The sequence below is a fragment of the Mycobacterium sp. NPDC003323 genome, assembly GCF_053589535.1.
In genome coordinates, this window is record NZ_JBSFSB010000020.1 from 48503 (window position 1) to 66546 (window position 18044).

Annotated in this window: 21 protein-coding genes, 1 tRNA gene and 1 other RNA gene; 11 read left to right on the forward strand and 12 right to left on the reverse strand. The window is 68.9% G+C overall.

Annotated elements, in window-relative coordinates:
• The first annotated feature begins 39 nt into the window (after nt 1–39).
• A tRNA-Val gene (locus ACWDUN_RS26745) sits at nt 40–111 on the forward strand.
• A 60-nt stretch (nt 112–171) separates the two neighbouring features.
• Here ACWDUN_RS26745 and ACWDUN_RS26750 read toward each other — a convergent pair.
• Complete coding sequence (locus ACWDUN_RS26750) at nt 172–417, reverse strand: hypothetical protein (protein ID WP_449933471.1); 246 nt, start codon at nt 415–417, stop codon at nt 172–174.
• 156 nt (nt 418–573) lie between these two features.
• A complete protein-coding gene (locus ACWDUN_RS26755; RefSeq protein ID WP_449933473.1) occupies nt 574–789 on the reverse strand; it encodes a hypothetical protein in 216 nt (71 codons plus the stop codon).
• A gap of 335 nt (nt 790–1124) precedes the next feature.
• Here ACWDUN_RS26755 and ACWDUN_RS26760 point away from each other — a divergent pair, with 335 nt between their 5' ends.
• Nucleotides 1125–1397, forward strand: a complete 273-nt coding sequence (locus tag ACWDUN_RS26760) for a hypothetical protein (protein ID WP_449933474.1) — start codon at nt 1125–1127, stop codon at nt 1395–1397.
• Between the two features lie 4 nt (nt 1398–1401).
• Here the strand turns inward: ACWDUN_RS26760 and ACWDUN_RS26765 are convergent, their stop codons facing one another.
• The 4 genes from ACWDUN_RS26765 to ACWDUN_RS26780 all read right to left on the reverse strand — a co-directional run bounded on the left by ACWDUN_RS26765 (nt 1402) and on the right by ACWDUN_RS26780 (nt 3320).
• Entirely contained in the window at nt 1402–1971 is a 570-nt protein-coding gene (locus tag ACWDUN_RS26765) for an SOUL family heme-binding protein (RefSeq protein WP_449933475.1), read from the reverse strand.
• A 30-nt stretch (nt 1972–2001) separates the two neighbouring features.
• A complete protein-coding gene (locus ACWDUN_RS26770) occupies nt 2002–2193 on the reverse strand; it encodes a hypothetical protein (protein WP_449933477.1) in 192 nt (63 codons plus the stop codon).
• 119 nt (nt 2194–2312) lie between these two features.
• Complete coding sequence (locus ACWDUN_RS26775) at nt 2313–2444, reverse strand: hypothetical protein (protein WP_449933478.1); 132 nt, start codon at nt 2442–2444, stop codon at nt 2313–2315.
• 48 nt (nt 2445–2492) lie between these two features.
• Nucleotides 2493–3320: an oxygenase MpaB family protein gene (locus ACWDUN_RS26780; RefSeq protein WP_449933480.1), complete on the reverse strand. Its 828-nt coding sequence runs from the start codon at nt 3318–3320 to the stop codon at nt 2493–2495.
• Nucleotides 3321–3368: 48 nt separating this feature from the next.
• Between ACWDUN_RS26780 and ACWDUN_RS26785 the strand changes: the two genes are divergently transcribed.
• Nucleotides 3369–4322 (forward strand): cobalamin biosynthesis protein, encoded by a 954-nt coding sequence (locus tag ACWDUN_RS26785; protein WP_449933482.1) that lies wholly within the window; start codon nt 3369–3371, stop codon nt 4320–4322.
• Here the strand turns inward: ACWDUN_RS26785 and ACWDUN_RS26790 are convergent.
• From ACWDUN_RS26790 to ACWDUN_RS26800, 3 genes are read right to left on the reverse strand one after another with little or no spacing between them, the layout of a single operon-like run.
• Nucleotides 4279–5145, reverse strand: coding sequence for an SURF1 family cytochrome oxidase biogenesis protein (locus tag ACWDUN_RS26790; RefSeq protein WP_449933483.1), 867 nt, complete (start codon nt 5143–5145; stop codon nt 4279–4281). The two genes, ACWDUN_RS26785 and ACWDUN_RS26790, sit on opposite strands and share 44 nt — an antisense overlap.
• A complete protein-coding gene (locus ACWDUN_RS26795) occupies nt 5142–5630 on the reverse strand; it encodes a low molecular weight protein-tyrosine-phosphatase (RefSeq protein ID WP_449933485.1) in 489 nt (162 codons plus the stop codon). The genes ACWDUN_RS26790 and ACWDUN_RS26795 overlap by 4 nt, the downstream gene beginning before the upstream one ends.
• Complete coding sequence (locus ACWDUN_RS26800; RefSeq protein WP_449933486.1) at nt 5623–6300, reverse strand: HAD-IA family hydrolase; 678 nt, start codon at nt 6298–6300, stop codon at nt 5623–5625. The genes ACWDUN_RS26795 and ACWDUN_RS26800 overlap by 8 nt, the downstream gene beginning before the upstream one ends.
• A gap of 55 nt (nt 6301–6355) precedes the next feature.
• Between ACWDUN_RS26800 and cobC the strand changes: the two genes are divergently transcribed.
• The 4 genes from cobC to ACWDUN_RS26820 are packed head-to-tail and all read left to right on the forward strand — an operon-like array spanning nt 6356 to nt 10288.
• Nucleotides 6356–7378, forward strand: coding sequence for an Rv2231c family pyridoxal phosphate-dependent protein CobC (cobC, locus tag ACWDUN_RS26805; protein ID WP_449933488.1), 1023 nt, complete (start codon nt 6356–6358; stop codon nt 7376–7378).
• On the forward strand, nt 7375–8505 hold the full coding sequence (locus ACWDUN_RS26810) for a Nif3-like dinuclear metal center hexameric protein (RefSeq protein ID WP_449933489.1): 1131 nt from the start codon (nt 7375–7377) through the stop codon (nt 8503–8505). Before cobC ends, ACWDUN_RS26810 begins: the two co-directional genes overlap by 4 nt.
• Nucleotides 8502–9230 (forward strand): zinc ribbon domain-containing protein, encoded by a 729-nt coding sequence (locus ACWDUN_RS26815; protein ID WP_449933491.1) that lies wholly within the window; start codon nt 8502–8504, stop codon nt 9228–9230. The genes ACWDUN_RS26810 and ACWDUN_RS26815 overlap by 4 nt, the downstream gene beginning before the upstream one ends.
• Nucleotides 9227–10288, forward strand: coding sequence for a bifunctional RNase H/acid phosphatase (locus ACWDUN_RS26820; RefSeq protein ID WP_449933492.1), 1062 nt, complete (start codon nt 9227–9229; stop codon nt 10286–10288). Before ACWDUN_RS26815 ends, ACWDUN_RS26820 begins: the two co-directional genes overlap by 4 nt.
• On the opposite strand, the gene ACWDUN_RS26825 is transcribed toward ACWDUN_RS26820, so the two are convergent.
• Nucleotides 10289–10858, reverse strand: a complete 570-nt coding sequence (locus tag ACWDUN_RS26825; RefSeq protein WP_449933493.1) for a helix-turn-helix domain-containing protein — start codon at nt 10856–10858, stop codon at nt 10289–10291.
• Nucleotides 10859–10905: 47 nt separating this feature from the next.
• On the opposite strand from ACWDUN_RS26825, the gene ACWDUN_RS26830 reads away from it, so the two are divergent.
• From ACWDUN_RS26830 to rnpB, 3 genes are all read left to right on the forward strand, one after another.
• Nucleotides 10906–12450: an FAD-dependent oxidoreductase gene (locus ACWDUN_RS26830; protein WP_449933495.1), complete on the forward strand. Its 1545-nt coding sequence runs from the start codon at nt 10906–10908 to the stop codon at nt 12448–12450.
• Nucleotides 12451–12657: 207 nt separating this feature from the next.
• Nucleotides 12658–14337, forward strand: coding sequence for a DUF222 domain-containing protein (locus ACWDUN_RS26835; protein ID WP_449933498.1), 1680 nt, complete (start codon nt 12658–12660; stop codon nt 14335–14337).
• A gap of 54 nt (nt 14338–14391) precedes the next feature.
• An RNA gene (gene rnpB / locus ACWDUN_RS26840) (RNase P RNA component class A) lies at nt 14392–14787 on the forward strand.
• Nucleotides 14788–14794: 7 nt separating this feature from the next.
• Here the strand turns inward: rnpB and ACWDUN_RS26845 are convergent.
• Entirely contained in the window at nt 14795–16258 is a 1464-nt protein-coding gene (locus tag ACWDUN_RS26845) for a CYTH and CHAD domain-containing protein (RefSeq protein WP_449933500.1), read from the reverse strand.
• A 138-nt stretch (nt 16259–16396) separates the two neighbouring features.
• On the opposite strand from ACWDUN_RS26845, the gene ACWDUN_RS26850 reads away from it, so the two are divergent.
• A complete protein-coding gene (locus ACWDUN_RS26850) occupies nt 16397–17194 on the forward strand; it encodes an enoyl-CoA hydratase/isomerase family protein (RefSeq protein WP_449933501.1) in 798 nt (265 codons plus the stop codon).
• A gap of 4 nt (nt 17195–17198) precedes the next feature.
• Here the strand turns inward: ACWDUN_RS26850 and panB are convergent, their stop codons facing one another.
• A complete protein-coding gene (gene panB / locus ACWDUN_RS26855; RefSeq protein WP_449933503.1) occupies nt 17199–18038 on the reverse strand; it encodes a 3-methyl-2-oxobutanoate hydroxymethyltransferase in 840 nt (279 codons plus the stop codon).
• Between the last annotated feature and the right edge of the window lie 6 nt (nt 18039–18044).

The window sequence follows — 18044 nt, forward strand, 5'->3', positions numbered from 1 at the left end:
TCACCGCACGCGGGCACGACGTGTAAGTTGCCTGCGACGGGGCGCGTAGCTCAGTGGTAGAGCTCTGGTTTTACACACCAGCGGTCGGCGGTTCGATACCGTCCGCGCCCACCGACACAGCGCAATGGGCGGGCCCGAAGAATTCGGACCCGCCCATGCGTGTGTTGTACGTCAGTCGTTCGGACCCTCGACGGTCTGCTGCGGGGCCGTCACGGGCGGGGTGAAGACGCCACCGCCGGGGTTCACCGACTTCTCGGTCGGGGTCAGCGAGACCTCCGTCGTGGTGGTGGTCGGGGTGGTCTCTTCGGGTTCGTCGCCCTCGGTGCTGCAGGCCGCGGTGAAGCCGATCATCGCGATGATGGCAGCACCGCCCACCGCTGCCGAAATCCGACGACGAGCCAGACGCTGTGTTGCCATTTCGGGTCCTTCTTTCGTTCTCAAGACGGTGTTGAAAACTGTAACGCGGTGACTGCTTTCGCATATTCCGCGAACCGCGGCTGATCTTACGTCACAGCGCCCGATCATGACGGCCACAACCGGCCCTTCTCGGTAGGTGGCGCTGGTCAGTCAGGCCTACGGTTCGAAGGTCTGCTGCGGGGCCGTCACGGGCGGAGTGAAGATTTCTCCGTCTCCGTTTCCATCTTCGCTCGTGGCGACCTTCGCCGAACCCGGCGCGATCCCTTCCGCCTGACCGATGCCGGGGGCGGCAGTCAAGCCGACTGCGGCGACGACAGCGGCACCTCCGAGCGCTGCAAGGATTCGGCCGCGAGTCAACTGCTGTGTTGTCATGCTTTGAGTTCCTTCTCTTCGTTCAATAGCGTGTCGCGCAGTCCAACCAGGCGATCGCTTCAGTTATTCCTGCCAAGGACGGTGTGCAGGAACACATCTGATCCAGGGCATCGCACTGGGGGTAACCCCCCCGCGATGTTTCGGGTTTCCTGGCTGTCCGGCGGCCGTGTGGTGCCCGACGATATAGGGGTACATCGGGACTTCCAAAAGTGTTGGCGGAGAGCGGTTCTTCGATCCGACGGACATTCGGGAGTCGCACGGTGATCACCGAACGGCGCGTTTTCGCCCGACAGAGCGTGGCAGAGCGTGTCGTCTCAGCCCGAAGGGACGTGGAAATGACCAGTTTCAGAAACCGTGCGGCCATCCTTGCTCTCGCCGCCGCGGCACTCGTGTCGGCCCCGACTGCGTCTGCGGCGCCGTCGGGGCCGGCCTCGGCGGCCGAAACCGTTGCGGATCTGCGCGCACAGGGCTACAGCGTGCAGGTCAACGGGACGCGGAACGGTCCGCTGTCCAATTGCTCGGTGGAAGCCGTGCGTGGGCCGTACTCGGACCGACCGGGTGAAACCGTCTACGTCGACCTGTCCTGCCCCGCGGAGTACATGTACTGAGGCTTCACGGCCCGAGCAACACCGCGACCTCGTTACGGCGCCGGAACGGCAGCGTCCACGGCGGGTCGTAGAACCAGGCGACCGGATCACCCTCGACGGTGACGTCGCTGCCCTGCAGTTCGCGCAGCAGCTCGGCCGACTTGGCCGCGACCGCCGCGCGGTCACGGTCACCGGAGAACGTCAGCACCGCGTAGCGGGCTGCGGGCACCTCCACCACGGTGATCGAGGAGTCCGACGGCTCGGGCAAGGTGTCCAGGGACCACTTGGATGGCATGTAGAACCGGATCACCGAGCCACTGTCGGTGCCGGACTGGGCGACCGGGGCCGTCATCGCGATCTTGTCCGCACGATCGTTGCCGCCGAAGATGTAGCCGGCAAGTCGCCGGAATCCGGCGCTACGCGCATCCTGCCCGTCACCGGTCACGGCGGTCTGGGCGGCGATGCGGGGTCCGTAGCGCCGGATCTCGGCCCGGCCGATGCGTCCCTCACACAAGTAGAACGGTTCCTCGGTGCCCGCGCGGATTCCGAAGATCCCGCCGAGACCCTCGACGATCTGGGTGATCCTTGTCAACATGCCGATGGGGATACCCGTTCACGACATCGTTCAGTCGTTGTAGTGGATCGTCTGGGGTGCGGTCACCGGCGGCGTGAACGTGTACCCGTCGGAATTGTCGGCGCTCACCTCGCTGATCGACAGAGGTTCGCCCGGCCCGGCGGCCGCCGCGGCGACCGCCACGGGCAGCGCCGGTGTCAGTGCGATGGCGACGGTGGCAATGGTGAAGACGAGCTTGTTCATGACTTCTCCTGGTGCAGTGGGTAACTGACTTACAGTTCTCACCGTATGGCCGTCCCCGCGTCGCGGCGACTGACGCATAGAGATTTCAAAACCTTTGCGATGGAGAAGAATTCGACATTCTATGGATCAGATATGAACATGCTGACACCGCGCCGTGGGTGCGGATACTGGAAGTGGAAGCCGCCGTCGGTGTGCGCGTCGAGCACCGGGTCGGTGCCGATGAGTCTGCCATCGGCGATGGCGATAGCCATATGGTTCAGTTTCGCGAAAGTCATGGCGCCGCCTGCTTTTGATGTGTATCAGACCACGCGCTTGCCGCGCCTGGCCCGGCTGCGCATGTCACGCAGATACAGCTCATAGCCCAGCAGGTACACCTCGCGCGGGACCACCCGGTCGGTGAGCCGCAACGCCTTGATCAACAGGGCGAAGGCCCGCTGCTGGCCGGCCGACCACCGAAGCTGCATCAGGTCGCGGAATTCCGGCGGCAGGAATCCGGTGGTGGCGAACAAGTTCAGCGGCCCGGCGAGTTGGCGCAGCGGTGTGGGCAGGAAGACCAGCGCCGCGACACCGTGCAGATGCCTGCGGACGGGTTCGTCGATGCGCAGTTCCTCCAACGACCGCTTCCAGTACTCGTCGAACGCCGCCCGGTCAGCCGGCCACATCTCGGGGCGCACCTGCAGTGTGGTGCCCAACCGCATGGCGTCGCGGTACACCGCGTCGGCCGACTCGTCGTCCAGTGGGCCGTAGAGGAACTCGTGCTGATCGATGTAATACCGGTACAGGCAGGCCGCCACCCACAACTGCAGCCGCGGATCGAAGGCGTGATAGCGCACCGGACTATCGGCCCGCGACCTGACCTGCCGATGCGCCGTGTCGACCGCGGAGCGGATCAGTGCGCGGTCGGAGTCGGTGCCGATGGTGGCCGCGGCCAGGTACGTGCCGGTGGTGCGGGCCCGCTTGAAGGGATGTTTGTAGACGTTGCCGCTGTCGACCGGGCTCTCCAGCACGCCATAGCCGACACCCGGCGCGGCCAGCTGCATGATGACGTTGGCTGCCGGCGCGAGGGCGGCCGCGGGGTTGACCAGATCGGCGACGCGGCGCGGGTGACGCGGTGGGCCGAGCCTCATGCGTGCCTCATGCACCCGAGTACACCACGTTGTGAGACGCTGCCCGACGTGTTTGCGCACCGAGGTTCCGCCCGCGCCGCCGGTCTGGCCGTCGGCTACTTGGCCGATCTGATCTTCACCGATCCGCAGCGCGGGCATCCGGTGGCGCTGTTCGGGACGGCGGCGGCCGCATTCGAGCGACGTAGCTACGCCGATGACCGTACTGCGGGTGTGGTGCACACCGCGGCGCTGCTGGGCGGGCTGGGTGCCCTCGGACTTCTCGCCGAGCGGGCGGCCGCCCGGCGCGGACCGCTGTGGACGGCGGCCGCGACCGCGGCCAGCACCTATGTGGTGGTGGGCGGCACATCGCTGGCCCGCACCGGCGGCGCGCTGGCCGACATGCTGGACCGCGACGATGTCGACGGGGCCCGGGCACTGCTGCCATCGCTGTGCGGGCGCGACCCGGCCGCACTGGACGCCGACGGGCTGGCCCGCGCGGCGCTGGAATCGGTGGCGGAGAACACCTCCGATGCCCAGGTGGCGCCGATCCTGTGGGGAGCGATCGCCGGGATCCCCGGATTACTGGTGTATCGCGGTGCCAACACACTGGACGCGATGATCGGGCACAGGTCGCCGCGCTATGAACGGTTCGGTTGGGCGGCAGCGCGCTTCGACGATGTGCTGAACTATCCGGGGGCGCGGGCCACCGGCGCCATCGTGGTCGCGGTTTCGCGTGCGCCGGGCGCGGCCTGGCGGGCGTGGCGTCGCGATGCGGCCAAGCATCCCAGTCCCAATGCCGGTGTGGCCGAGGCCTCTTTCGCCGGGGCGCTGGGCGTGACGCTCGGTGGACCGACCCAGTACGCGCACCGGCTGGAGATGCGTCCGACACTCGGGGACGGGCCGGCTCCCAGTGCTGCGGATCTGCGCCGCGGGGGCACGCTGTCGCGGCTGGTGCAGGCCGGGGCCACCGCGCTCGCGGTCAGCGTCGCTTGCCGTACCGGTCGGCGAGCTTCTGTTCGGTAGATATCGGGGCCTGCTCGACCGGTGCGTCCGCTTTCAGGCCTCCGGCCGCGGTGCTGGCTTGGCGGCCTCCGGCCGCGGCCGCCTTCTCGCGTCGCCGGATGCGCACCTCGGCGACGATGAAGTAGCCCACCCCGATCGGGGCGATGATGCCGAAGGCGATCCACTGGATGCCGTAGGACAGGAACGGCCCGGCGTCGAGCACCGGCAGCGGTATCGGGGTCAGCACACCCGGCTGATCCTCCACCAACTGCAGATAGGACCCGGTCAGCGGGATCCCGGTGAGCTCCGAGATCTGCCCGGGATTGATGGTGTAGACCTGCTGGGCGCCCTCGGCGACGAACGGATCCTTGCCGGGGAACAGGCCTTCGCCGTCGCGCAACCGGGCGGTGATGGTGACGGTTTCGGTGGGTGCTCCGGCGATCGGCGGCACGGCGGTGCCCTGTTCGGGTTTGACGTAGCCACGGTTGACCAGCACCGTGGGCCCGCCGTCGACGTCGAAGGGCACCAGCACCTCGTAGGCGGGCGCACCGTCGACCGATCGCAGCCGGGCCAGCACCTGGGCGTCGGGCAGATAGTGGCCGGTGGCCGTCACGCGCTGCCACTGGTGTTCGTGCGAGGACGAATCCTGTTGCGGCAGCAGCGTCGTCAGCGGCACCGGGTCGGTCTTCAACGACGCCGCGATCTGCGCGTTCTCGCGCGAGGTGGTGGTGTTCTTGCCCAGTTGCCACGGGGCCAGCACGGTGAAACACAGCCAGGCGAATGCCGCGACCACGACGTAGAGCGCCAGCCACTGGGGCCGGAACAGGAATCCCCACCGCCTCATGAGTGCGCCAGCCGTTCGTCGACCCAGCTGTGCAATCCCGGCAGTGCGGCCTCGATGACGCCGAACACCGCCTCGAAGTCGGCGGGTCCGCCGTAATAGGGGTCCTCGACATCCAGCGGGTGCGCCCCCGAGCGCGGATCGAATGCCCGCAGCATCCGCAGCCGCTCCGGCGGTACGCCCATATCGGAGAGGAACCGCGCATGGTTGCGTCCCATCGCCACGACCATATCGGCGGCCAGATGGTCATCGCTGAGCTGCGCGGCGCGGTGTGTGGTCGGGTAGCCGTGGGCCAGCAGGACCGCGTTGGTGCGCCGGTCGGCACCGTCGCCGGCATGCCATCCGCCGGTGCCGGCGCTGGTCACCCGCACCCGCTCGGACAGACCACGGCCCTGGATCTGGTGGGCGAACATCTTCTCGGCCATCGGGGAGCGGCAGATGTTGCCCGAACAGACGAATGTCACATGCAGTCCGGATGTGTCAGACACCCAGCACCTCCCGCAGGTCGGCCATCGTCGCCACCCGGCGCAGCGGTTCCGGGGCGCCGGGGCCGTCGAAGTCGGCGCGGCCGTAGCCCCAGTCCACCACCACGGTCTCGATGCCGTGCACCGCCGCACCCTCGACGTCATGGGAGCGATCCCCGATCATCAGCATCCGCTCGGGCAGCGGGGACAGCTGCTCCAGGGCGTGCGCGACAACCTCGGACTTGAGCGCCCGGGTGCCGTCCGGGCTGGCACCGGCGATGACCTCGAAGTGTCCGTCCAGACCGAAGTGGGTCAGGATGCGCTGCGCGGTCGGCTGCGCCTTGGAGGTCGCCACGGCCAGCCTGACCTCGGCGCGTTCCAGGTCGGCCAGCAGCTCGGGAATGCCGTCGAACACGCGGTTCATCGACCAGCCGCGGGTGGTGTAGTCGGCTCGGTAGGCGGCCATGGCGTCGTCGACGCGGTCGCCCAAGCCCATCGAGCTCAGCGTGTGGTGCATCGGCGGCCCGACGATCCGGCCCGCCAGGTCGCCGTCGGGGATCGGGGCGCCGACCTCGGTCAGGGCGTGCCGGAAGCTGGCCACGATGCCGTCCGCGGAGTCCGTGAGGGTGCCGTCGAGGTCGAACAGCACCAGCTGTGGAGTGCGGGTCTCGGTGGCGGGCACGGTATCGGTCACGCTCCCATTGTCGCCGATGTACCTGTGCAGCAGGGCGGCGCACTAGTGTCGTGCTGTGGCAGCTGAGGTCAGGCGCGGGGCGCGGTATCACGGTGATCAGGCCGTGGCGCCCGGCATGCTGGACTTCGCGGTCAACGTGCGCGCCGGCGGACCGCCCCCGTGGCTGGTCGAGCGGCTGGCCCTCCGGCTGACCGACCTGGGCAGCTACCCCACGTCGACCGACACGACGCGGGCCGTCGAGGCGGTGGCGGCCCGGCACGGCCGCCGACGCGACGAGGTGCTGCTGCTGGCCGGCGGGGCGGAGGGTTTCGCGCTGCTGCCGAACCTGGCACCGCGGCTGGCCGCCCTGCTCGCGCCGTCGTTCACCGAGCCGGAGGCGGTGCTGTCGGCGGCCGGAGTGGCACTGACCCACGTCGTGCTCGATGAGCCCTTCGACCTGTCCGGCGCGGTGCTGCCCGAGGAGGCCGACCTGGTGGTGATGGGCAACCCGACGAACCCGACGTCGGTGCTGCACCCCGCCGATGACATCCTGGCGCTGCGGCGTCCGGGTCGCATCATCGTCGTCGACGAGGCGTTCGCCGACGCGGTACCCGGCGAGCCGGAGTCACTGGCCGGTCGGTCACTGCCCGATGTGCTGGTGCTGCGCAGCCTGACCAAGACCTGGTCGGTTGCCGGCCTGCGGGTGGGGTATGCACTGGGCGCGCCCGACGTGCTGGCCCGGCTGGCGGCACGGCGCGCGCACTGGCCGCTGGGCACGCTGCAGCTGGAGGCCGTCGCGGCGTGCTGCACGGCCGAGGCGGTTGCCGAGGCGCAGGCGGGGGCACACCGACTGGCCGCGCTGCGAGCCGAGATGGTGGCCGGGATGCGCTCGGCCGGCCTGGACGTGGTCGACGGTCGTGCGCCGTTCGTCCTGTTCCGGACCGGTGATGCGGAATTGGTGCGAAAGCACCTGGAAGTCAAGGGGATTGCGGTGCGTCGTTGTGACACTTTCGTCGGCTTGGGCGGGCAGTACCTGCGTGTCGCGGTGCGCCCGGAGTGGCCGGCGCTGGTGGCGGCGCTGACGGAGGCCGGCCGATGAGTGTGTCGCTGGCCGATGTGATCGAGGTGCTGGAGACCGCGTATCCGCCCGCCTTGGCCCAGGATTGGGATTCCGTCGGGCTGGTGTGCGGTGACCCGTCGGAGCCGGTGGCCTCGGTGACGGTGGCAGTGGATGCCACCGATGCGGTGGCCGCGGAGGTGCCCGAGGGCGGCCTGTTGCTGGCACACCATCCGCTGCTGTTGCGTGGCGTGGACACGGTGGCCGCGTCGACGCCCAAGGGTGCGCTCATCCACCGCCTGATCCGGGGCGGTCGGTCGTTGTTCACCGCACACACCAACGCCGACTCGGCCGCGCCCGGGGTGTCCGATGCGCTGGCCGAGACCCTGGGGTTGGCGGTCGAGGATGTGCTGTCCCCGGTGCCGTCCGGGCCGGATCTGGACAAGTGGGTGGTCTTCGTGCCCGCCGATCACGCCGAGCCGCTGCGGGAGGCGATGTTCGTCGCCGGGGCCGGGCAGATCGGGGATTACTCGTGTTGCAGCTGGACGGTGTCGGGTACCGGGCAGTTCCTCCCGCAGGATGGCGCGAATCCGACCATCGGCGAGGTGGGGGCCGTCGAGCGCGTCGCCGAGGACCGGATCGAGATGATTGCCCCGGCACGGCTACGCGCGCGGGTGCTCGCCGCACTGCGCGCCGCCCACCCGTACGAGGAGCCGGCCTTCGATGTGTTCGCCCTGGCCGCACTGCCGGCCGGCGTCGGCATCGGGCGCATCTGCTCGCTGCCGGAACCGGAACCGCTGTCGGCGTTCGTTTCTCGGGTACACGGCGCGCTGCCGGTGACCACCTGGGGAGTCCGGGCGGCCGGTGACGCCGAGGCGATGGTTTCGCGGGTGGCCGTCTGCGGCGGGTCGGGAGATTCCCTGCTGGGCACGGTGGCCCGCGCCGGCGTGCAGGCATATGTCACCGCCGACCTGCGCCATCATCCGGCCGACGAGCACGGCCGGGTCTCTGATGTCGCGCTGGTCGACGTCGCACATTGGGCCAGCGAGTTCCCCTGGTGCCATCAGGCGGCGACGTTGCTCAGCGACCGCTTCGGCACAGAACTACCGGTGCGGGTCAGTACCGTGCGCACCGATCCATGGAATATCGATGGAGGACGTCAATCATGAAAGCCGCAGTCAGCCAACAGCGTTCACTGTTGGACCTGGTCGAGCTCGATGCCGAGATGCGTCGCATCGAGCACCGCGCCGCCAATCTGGCCGAGCAGCAGGAATTCGAGCGGGTGCGCAGCGAGCACCGCGTCGCCAACGACCAGTTGGCGGTGGTGGGCATCGCGCTGGAGGATCTCGACGGCCAGGTCGCCAAGCTGGAGGGTGAGATCGACTCGGTGCGCCAGCGCGAGGACCGCGACCGCGCTCTGCTCGACGGCGGCACCGTGAACGCCAAGCAGCTCAGCGAACTGCAGCATGAACTGGAGACGCTGGAGCGCCGCCAGGCGTCACTGGAGGATTCGCTGCTGGAGATCATGGAGCGCCGGGAAGAGCTGCAGCGCAAGCAGTCCGAGGATCTGGGGCGGATCGACACCCTGCAGAACGAACTGTCGGCGGCCCAGCTGGCGCGCGATGCGGCACTGGCGGACATCGACCACATCCGACAGGTCTCCGGCACCCGCCGCACCGAGCTGGTCTCGCAGCTGGACGCCGACCTGGTGGCGCTGTACGAGAAGCAGCGCGCCGGTGGTGGCGCCGGTGCCGGACTGCTGCAGGGCAGGCGATGTGGCGCGTGCCGCATCGAGATCGATCGCGGCGAGATCGCCCGGATCACCGCCGCCGCCGACGACGATGTCGTGCGCTGCCCCGAATGCGGAGCGATCCTGTTGCGGTTCACACGGTGAAGGTCATCGTCGAGGCCGACGGCGGGTCCCGCGGGAACCCGGGGCCGGCCGGGTACGGGGCGGTGGTGTTCAGCGCCGACCGCGCAGCGGTGCTCGCGCAGCGGCAGGAGTCGATCGGCCGGGCGACCAACAACGTCGCCGAATACCGCGGTCTGATCGCCGGTTTGGCCGCCGCGGCGGAGGTGGGCGCCACCGAGGTCGCGGTGTACATGGATTCCAAACTCGTGGTGGAACAGATGGCCGGCCGGTGGCGCGTCAAACACCCCGATCTGTTGGAACTCAACCGGGAGGCGGCGCAGTCGGCCCGCCGGTTCGATCGCGTGGAGTACGACTGGATTCCGCGCGCGCAGAATTCGCATGCCGATCGGCTGGCCAACGAGGCCATGGACGCGGCCGCCGAGGGTGCGCCGGTGCCGGCCTCCTCGCCGGGCTGGAGTGGTGCCCGCGGCGAGCCCACCCGGCTGTTGCTGTTGCGGCACGGGCAGACCGAGCTCTCGGTCGAGCGCCGCTACTCGGGCCGGGGCAATCCGCCGCTGACCGAACTGGGTCGCAGCCAGGCCGCCGCCGCGGCGCGCTTCCTGGGCGCCGAGAGCGGGATCGCGGCCGTGCTGTCCTCACCGCTGCAGCGTGCCCAGGAGACGGCCGCGGCCGCGGCCAAGGAACTCGGCCTCGATGTCGAGGTCGACGAGGGGCTGATCGAGACCGATTTCGGCTCCTGGGAGGGGCTGACGTTCAACGAAGCAGCGCAACAGGATCCGGATCTGCACGGCCGGTGGTTGCGGGACACCGGCGTCACGCCGCCGGGTGGTGAGAGCTTCGATGCGGTCGCCGAGCGTGTGCGTGACGTGCGCAACCGCATCGTCGCCGCCCACGCGGGTTCGACGGTGCTGGTGGTATCGCATGTGACGCCGATCAAGACGCTGCTGCGGCTGGCGTTGGACGGCAGCGCGGGCATCCTGTACCGGCTGCACCTGGATCTGGCGTCGCTGAGCATCGCCGAGTTCTACCCGGATGGACTGGCCTCGGTGCGACTGGTCAACCAGACGTCGCACCTGTAGTCAGTTCGAGTGCAGGTGCAGGCGTTCGCCATGGACGTCGAAGATCATGATGGCTTCGACCGGCCCGTCCACCGTGCCGAACCAGTGCGGGGTCCACGTCGAGAACTCCACGGCCTCACCGGGTTCGATGGTGAAGTCACGCTCGCCGAGGATGAGTCGCAGACGTCCTGACAGGATGTACATCCACTCCTGCCCCTCGTGGGTGGGCAGGTCAGCCGGGGGCGTGTTGCGCTTGGGACTGATCCGCACCTTGAAGGTGTGCCGGCCGCCGACGGCGCCCTGCCGGGTCAGCGGCCAATAGGTCACACCATGTCGGGTGTGCGAACTGCTGCGCACCCGGGGATCCTCGGACTCGGGTTCGCGCATCAGTTCGTCGGTGCTGACGGCCAGGGCACCGGCCAGGCGCGGCAGGTGGTCCAGGGCCAGTCGGCGCTTACCGGATTCCAGCCGGCTCAGCGTGGAGACGTCGATGCTGGCCCGGGCGGCCACATCCTGCAGGGTGAGTCCCTGTTGGGTGCGCAGGTCCCGTAGCCGTTTGCGGACGATGTCGTCGACGCTCTTTGCCTCCATGGCAAACCAGCTTGGCATTTCTGGCGCGCATCGGCAAGCTCGATGGCATGGATACCGAATGGGATTGCGTAGTTGTCGGTGCCGGCGCCGCCGGCCTGAGCGCGGCACTGGTGCTCGGCCGGGCCCGGCGGTCGACGCTCGTCGTCGACGAGGGTGAGCAGAGCAACCTCGCCGCGCACGGAATCGGCGGACTGCTGGGCCAGGACGGCCGCCCGCCTGCCCAGCTGTACGCCGACGGACGCACCGAGATGCAGAAGTACCCGAGCGTGCAGTTCCGCACGGCTCGGGTGACCATGGTGAAACCCGACGGTGCCGGTTTCGTGGTGGAGTCCTCCGACGGCAGCCGCGAACGTGCCCGCCGGATCCTGCTGGCCACCGGGATGCAATACCGCCCACCGCAGATCCCCGGCCTGGATGCACTGTGGGGCGGTTCGGTGTTCCACTGCCCGTTCTGCCATGGCTGGGAGGTCCGTGACCAACCGCTCGCGGTGCTCGCCGACGGGGATCGCGCGGTGCACATGGCCCTGATGTTGCGCGGGTGGAGCGACGATATCGTCCTGCTGACCAACGGCGGACCGGCGCCGGACAGCGATCTGCTGGCCGGGATCCCTACCGACGAGCGCGCCGTCACCGAATTCCATTCCGAGGACGGCGAATTGCGTGAGATCCGGTTCGCGACCGGTGAACCTCTGGCCAGGCGCGGTGCACTGGTGGCCGCGACGTTGCACCAGCGCTCGCATCTGGCCGCTCACCTCGGCGTGGCGTTCGCCCCGCCCACCCCGGTGGCCGCCGATGCGATCGTGGTGGACCAGTTCCAGCGCACTACGGTGCCGGGGGTGTTCGCCGCCGGTGATGTCAGCGTGGCGATGCCGCAGGTGGCGGCGGCCGTCGCCGGCGGTTCGATGGCTGCGGCCGCCGTGGTGCAGAGCCTGCTGGCCGATGACGTGGGCCTGCCGGTTCCGCCGTGGCCGGTCCCGGACACCCAGCAGCACTGGAATGACCACTACGGCCAGCGGGACCGGATCTGGAGCGGCAAGGTCAACGCGCGGATGGCCGAGGTGGCGGCCGAATTGGCACCGGGCCGAGCGCTCGACCTGGGTTGCGGTGAGGGTGCCGATGCGATGTGGCTGGCCGAACGGGGATGGTCGGTGGTGGCCACCGACGTGTCCGATGTCGCACTACAGCGCGCCGCCCAGGATGCCGGTGAATTGTTGAGTCGCATCGACTTTCAGCACTGCGATCTGGAGCAGGGCTTCCCGGAGGGGCAGTTCGATCTGGTGTCGGCGCAGTTCCTGCACTCCAAGCTGCCGATGGATCGGGTGCGGGTGCTGCGCCGGGCGGCCGAGGCGGTGGCGCCCGGGGGAGTGCTGCTGATCGTCGACCATGGCGATGCGCCCCCGTGGTCGAATCACCATCACGTGCACTTCCCGCCCGCCGAGGAGGTCGTCGCCGGGCTGGAGCTCGGCGCGGACTGGGAGCGAGTGCGGGTGGAGGCGGTGACCCGCGAGGCCATCGGGCCCGACGGGCAGCCGGGTCACCTGACCGACAACGTGATGGTGTTGCGGCGGCGCGGACGCGCGTATTACGGGTGAGGCAACGATCGACCGGTTCGCGCGCACTTTCCTTGAGGCAACGAACTGCGCCCGCCGCATCCGCGATGTCCTTACCGCGACTCTGCAGCCGACTTGATCAGCGTCTTTCACGTTAGTCACCGGCACCGAAGAGTGCTGGTCGTGTCGGTGGGGCCATTTACTATAGAACACATGTTCGAGAGGTGTGATCGCGACACGCTGGCAGGGATGAGTGACGAAGCGCTCATCACCGCCGTCGCGGCTGCCACCCGGTCCGAGGCGGCCGCGGCCGCGCAACGGCTGGCGTTGGTCGCCGAGGTCACTGCCCGGCACTGCGATGACGAGGACGACGCAACGGCCGTGCAGCTGGTGGACGGGTGGGCGTTGGCCAAGGCCGCCGTCAGCGCCGCCTGCAACCTGAACCCGCATGCTGCGCACAAGCAGATGCGCATTGGTCAAAGCCTGCGCGAGCGCCTGCCTCGCACCGCTGCAGTGTTCGCCGCCGGGTCGGTGTCGGCGCGGGTGATCGATGCGATCACCTGGCGCACCCGACTGGTCGTCGATGCGGATGCGTTGGCGTTGATCGACGCTGCGATCGCGTCCAGCGCCCCCGAATACGGGGCGCTGTCGGAAAACGGGCTGATCAAAGCCGTCGACTGTTGGGTGCACAAGTTCGACCCGTGCGCGGTGATCCGGACCAAGGCCGCCGCGACGGATCGCTACATCGAATTCGGTGACTCCAGCGACCCCGACGGCATCGTGTCGTTCTGGGGACGGATGCGGGCCACCGACGCCAAAATCAGCGAAGCCCGCCTCAACGAACTGGCCGGCACCGTGTGCGATGACGATCCGCGCACCACACGGGAACGCCGCGCCGATGCCGTGGCCGCAGTGATGGCCGACGCGGATATCCAGAGGCTGACCTGCCTGTGCGGTAACCCCGACTGTGCCGGCTCGGGTAAAGACCCACGCGCATCTGCGGTCAATATCTACGTGCTGGCCAATGAACTGCCCGACGCCGGACACGGCGCCGAACCGACCTCGAGGCCCGGGCCGACACTGCCGGGCACATCTGCGGACCAGGAATCGGGACAGCCGCCCGAGGACACCGAGACGGGCGAGGAACCGAGCCCCGAACCCGAGCCGAACGCCGAGCCGCAGCCCCCGGCGGCACCCGCCGCAACGACACCGGCCGCGAAAACCTCGGCCAAATCTCCCGGCCTCGGCGCCGGCATCACCCTCGACGGCGCCATCATCCCGGCCCACCTCCTCGCCGAACTCGTCGCCACCGGCGCCGCAGTCCGACCTCTGGCCAACCCGGCCGAACTCGGCTCCGAGCCGCGTTACCGGCCCTCGGCCGCGCTTGCGGCGTTCGTGCGCATGTACGCCATGACATGCAGCTACCCCGGGTGCAGCCGCCCCGCCCACCGCTGTGACCTCGATCATGTCGTTGCCTGGCCGGCCGGGGCCACCCACCCAGGCAATCTGCGGCCACTGTGCCGCGAACACCATCTGCTCAAAACGATGCCCACCGGCTGGATGCCCACCGCCCACCCCGACGGCCGCACCACCTGGACAGCCCCCACCGGGCACCGCTACACGACGACGCCTTTGGCCGCGATCCTGTTCCCGCACAACACGATCGATGTCCCGATACCGCCGGTCCGGCACATCAGCCTGATCGACGACTGCGACAACAAACCGGTCCTGCCGCGACGGCAACGCACCCGAAAACAGGACCGCGAATACCGCATCAACGCCGAACGCACCCGCAACTCGGTAGAACTGGCACTCGAGCAGGCCCGCGGCCAACCTCCGCCCACGTACCCGGCGCCCCGAACAGCCCGCGCCGGCGGCTACTTCGACGAGACCACCGCCTACACCGACAGCGACCCGCCACCCTTCTGATCTGACCGCCGCTACCTTCGGACGGCGCGCTGAGGGTACGGTGATCTGCGCGGACGAGTTGGCCGGGCGGCCGCGGACCTCGGGAACACCGGGGTTCGAGGAAAGTCCGGACTTCACAGAGCAGGGTGATTGCTAACGGCAATCCGGGGCAACCCGCGGGAAAGTGCCACAGAGAACAGACAGCCGCCCGCAAGGGCGGTAAGGGTGAAACGGTGCGGTAAGAGCGCACCAGCATCCCGGGTGACCGGGATGGCTAGGCAAACCCCACCCGAAGCAAGGCCAAGAAGGCCGCAACCTGGTTGCGGTCGCGCAAGCGTTCGAGGGCTGCTCGCCCGAGCTTGCGGGTAGGCCGCTTGAGGCACCCGGCGACGGTGTGTCCAGATGGATGGTCGCCGCCCCACCGGTCACACCGGCGGGGGACAGAATCCGGCTTACAGGCCAGCTCGTCCGCCCTGCTCTACTTCATCGCCTTCTTCAGGGCCTTGAGGGCATCGTCGATACCGTCCTCGGCCTCGCGCGCCACCTCGGCCTCGCGCTGATAGAGCACCCCGTAGGTGAAGGTGTCCTCGCCGGCGGCATGCGCCGCGTCGGCCTCCTCGAGCAGATGGGTGCGGCTGACCACGCTGTCCTGATGATCGCCGAGCAGGCTCTGGATGGTCTTGGCGCTGTCGGCCACCTTGCTGTCCCCGGTGGCCGAGGCGGTGTAGCGAAGACGCTTGGCGCGCTTGCGGATCCGGTGCAGGGACTCGTCGGTGCCGTCCTCGTCGGCCGCCTTGGCCGCCTTGCGGACCTTCTTGTAAGCCGCCGCCACGCTGGAAGCGGCGGATTCGGCACCGGACTTCTCACCGGTCTCCGACGGCGCGGCCACCAGTTCGTCGAGCGCGTCGAGCAGCCGGAAGTACCGCTCCGAACGCATCGCCAACACCGACCGGCGCCAGCCCACGGCATAGCGCGCCTTGGCGCCGTCGACCAGTCGCGCCCGTACCGGTCCGCGCACCAATTCCGGTGCCAGCCCGTCGAGCGCCTTCTCGTACTTCTCGGCCAGCACCTCGGCGTCGCGGGCCACGCCGAGGATGCCGGCCAGCATCTTCAACTCTTCCAAGATCCAGGCGTCCTTGGGCAGACCGAACGATTCATCGGCGAGCAGGCTGCGGATCTTGCGCGTCGTCACCCGCATCTGATGCACCGAATCCCAGGCGTCGGAGCGCACGGCGCGGTCCCACACCAGCAGTTCGGCGACGTTCTCGGCCACCGCTCGGCGCACCGGATCCGACGTCTCGACCGCGGCCGCGGCGGCGGGTTCACCGGTGGCCAGCACCCGTGCCAGCTTCGACCCATGTCCGGCCGCCACCGCACCGGCATCCAGCAGTCGGTTCGACAGCCGGTCCAACAGGTCGGGAGCGCGCTCGCCGTCACCGGTGAGTTCCAACTCCCACTCACGCCAGGTCAGCGGCTCGCTGTCGGGACGCAGCGCCGCCGCGGACACCTGGTCGTCGCAGAATTCGGCGACCGGCGAGTCATCGGCACCGAACAGCAGCGACACCGTCCGGTGCGTGGTGATCCGGGCGACCGCGGACAGCGGCCGGTCGCGCACGATCGCGGCCACCACGTCACGGATCTCCTCAGGCACCGAATCCTCCAGCGGAGCCCGCACCTCGGTCCGCGCATCGGGTCCGGCCGGCAGCTTCACGTGCCAGCCGGCATCGGCACCGCCGGTCCGCCGGCGCAGCGTGATCTTGTTGGCGGACAGATCGTAGTTGGGGGTGTCGTAGTACACCGCCTCCAGAACCTGGGTGGGCGCGTGCTGAACCCTCGACACCAGCGCAAGTCCCTCGAAGGAGGGGGAGACCGTGGTCCCCACGACGTCGAACTTCCGCTCAACCTCGGTGTGGCGCGACGTCTTTGGTTTGTCAGCAGGCATGTTCACCCTTGTTCGATGTGACACTGGTTCCAAGCTGTGAACAGCGTGCCACATCCAGGTGAACAACCCCGGGCCCCAGACCGCCCAAACCGGGGTGCGTGTTACACATCACGACCACGGCGTAATACGGTGTGCGCCATGACCGCTTTCGAGACGCTGAAGTTCACCCGGACCGGTTCGATCGTCGACATCGTCCTGGATCGGCCCGATGCCGCCAACGGTATGAACGCGGCGATGACCCACGAACTCGCCGTCGCCGCCTCGCTGTGCGACACCGCCGAGACCAAGGTGGTCACCCTGACCGGCGCGGGCCGGTTCTTCTGTGCGGGCGGTGACCTCAAGGCGATGGCCGCCGCCGACGACCCGGGTGCCTTCGTCAAGGGGATCGCCAACGACCTGCACCGCGCGATGTCGACGTTCGCTCGGATGGACGCGGTGCTGATCACCGCGGTCAACGGTGTCGCCGCCGGCGCGGGCTTCTCCCTGGGCGTCTCCGGCGACCTCGTGCTGGCCGCCGAATCGGCGTCGTTCACCATGGCCTACACCAAGGCCGGCTTGAGCCCCGACGGGGGCGCCAGCTACGTGCTGCCGCGCCTGATCGGGCTGCGGCGCACCCAGGACCTGATGATCACCAACCGGGTGATCAAGGCCGCCGAGGCGTTGGACTGGGGTCTGGTCACCGCCGTCGTTCCCGACGCCGAGCTGGCCGACCAGTTGGCTCAGCTGGCCCAGCAGGTGGCCGCGGGTGCCAAGGGCTCCAACTCGGCGGTCAAGCAACTGCTCGTGACCAGCTATTCAGCCGGTTACGAGGCGCAGCTGGAACACGAGGCCCGCCATATCGCCGCGAACGCCTCGTCCGCCGATGGTAGAGAAGGCGTCGCGGCGTTCCTGGGGAAACGAGCGCCGGCGTTCGGCGGAGCCGAACAAAAGGCCTGAGCGGCTAGTAGGAGTGCTCCTCGGCGGGGAACACCCCGCCGGCCACCTCATCGGCGTACTGGACCGCGGCGCGATGCAGCTCGGTGCCGATATCGGCGAACCGCTTCACGAATTTGGCGGTCTTGCCCGAGGTCAGCCCGGCCATGTCCTGCCACACCAGCACCTGGGCGTCGCAGTTGGGCCCCGCACCGATGCCGATGGTGGGGATGGTCAGCTTGCCGGTGATCTGCGTCGCCAGCTCGGCGGGCACCATCTCCAGCACCACGGCCACCGCGCCGGCCTCGGCCACCGCAATCGCATCATGGATGGTCTGGTCGCCGGCGTCGCCGCGGCCCTGCACCCGGAACCCGCCGAGCCCGTTCACGCTCTGCGGGGTGAACCCGATATGCGCGATCACCGGGATGCCGGCCTGGGTCAGCGCGGCGATCTGCGGGGCCACCCGCTCGCCACCCTCCAGCTTCACCGCGTGCGCACCGGTCTCCTTCATGAACCGGGTCGCCGTCTCCAACGCCTGATCGACGCCGCGCTCGTAACTGCCGAACGGCAAATCGGCCACCACCAGGGCATGCGCGGCGCCGCGAACGACGGCGCTGACCAACGGGATCAGTTCCTCGATGGTGACCCGCACGGTCGTGTCGTAGCCGTAGACGACGTTGGCGGCCGAGTCACCGACCAACAGCACCGGAATTCCGGCGTCGTCGAAGATGCGCGCGGTGGAGTAGTCGTAGGCGGTGAGCATCGACCACTTGTGGCCTTCGGACTTCCACTTCTGCAGGTGATGGGTGCGTACCTTGGTCCGGGTCGCCGGGGTATTCGTGGCACCATAAACGGACTGCTCAGACATCTGTGT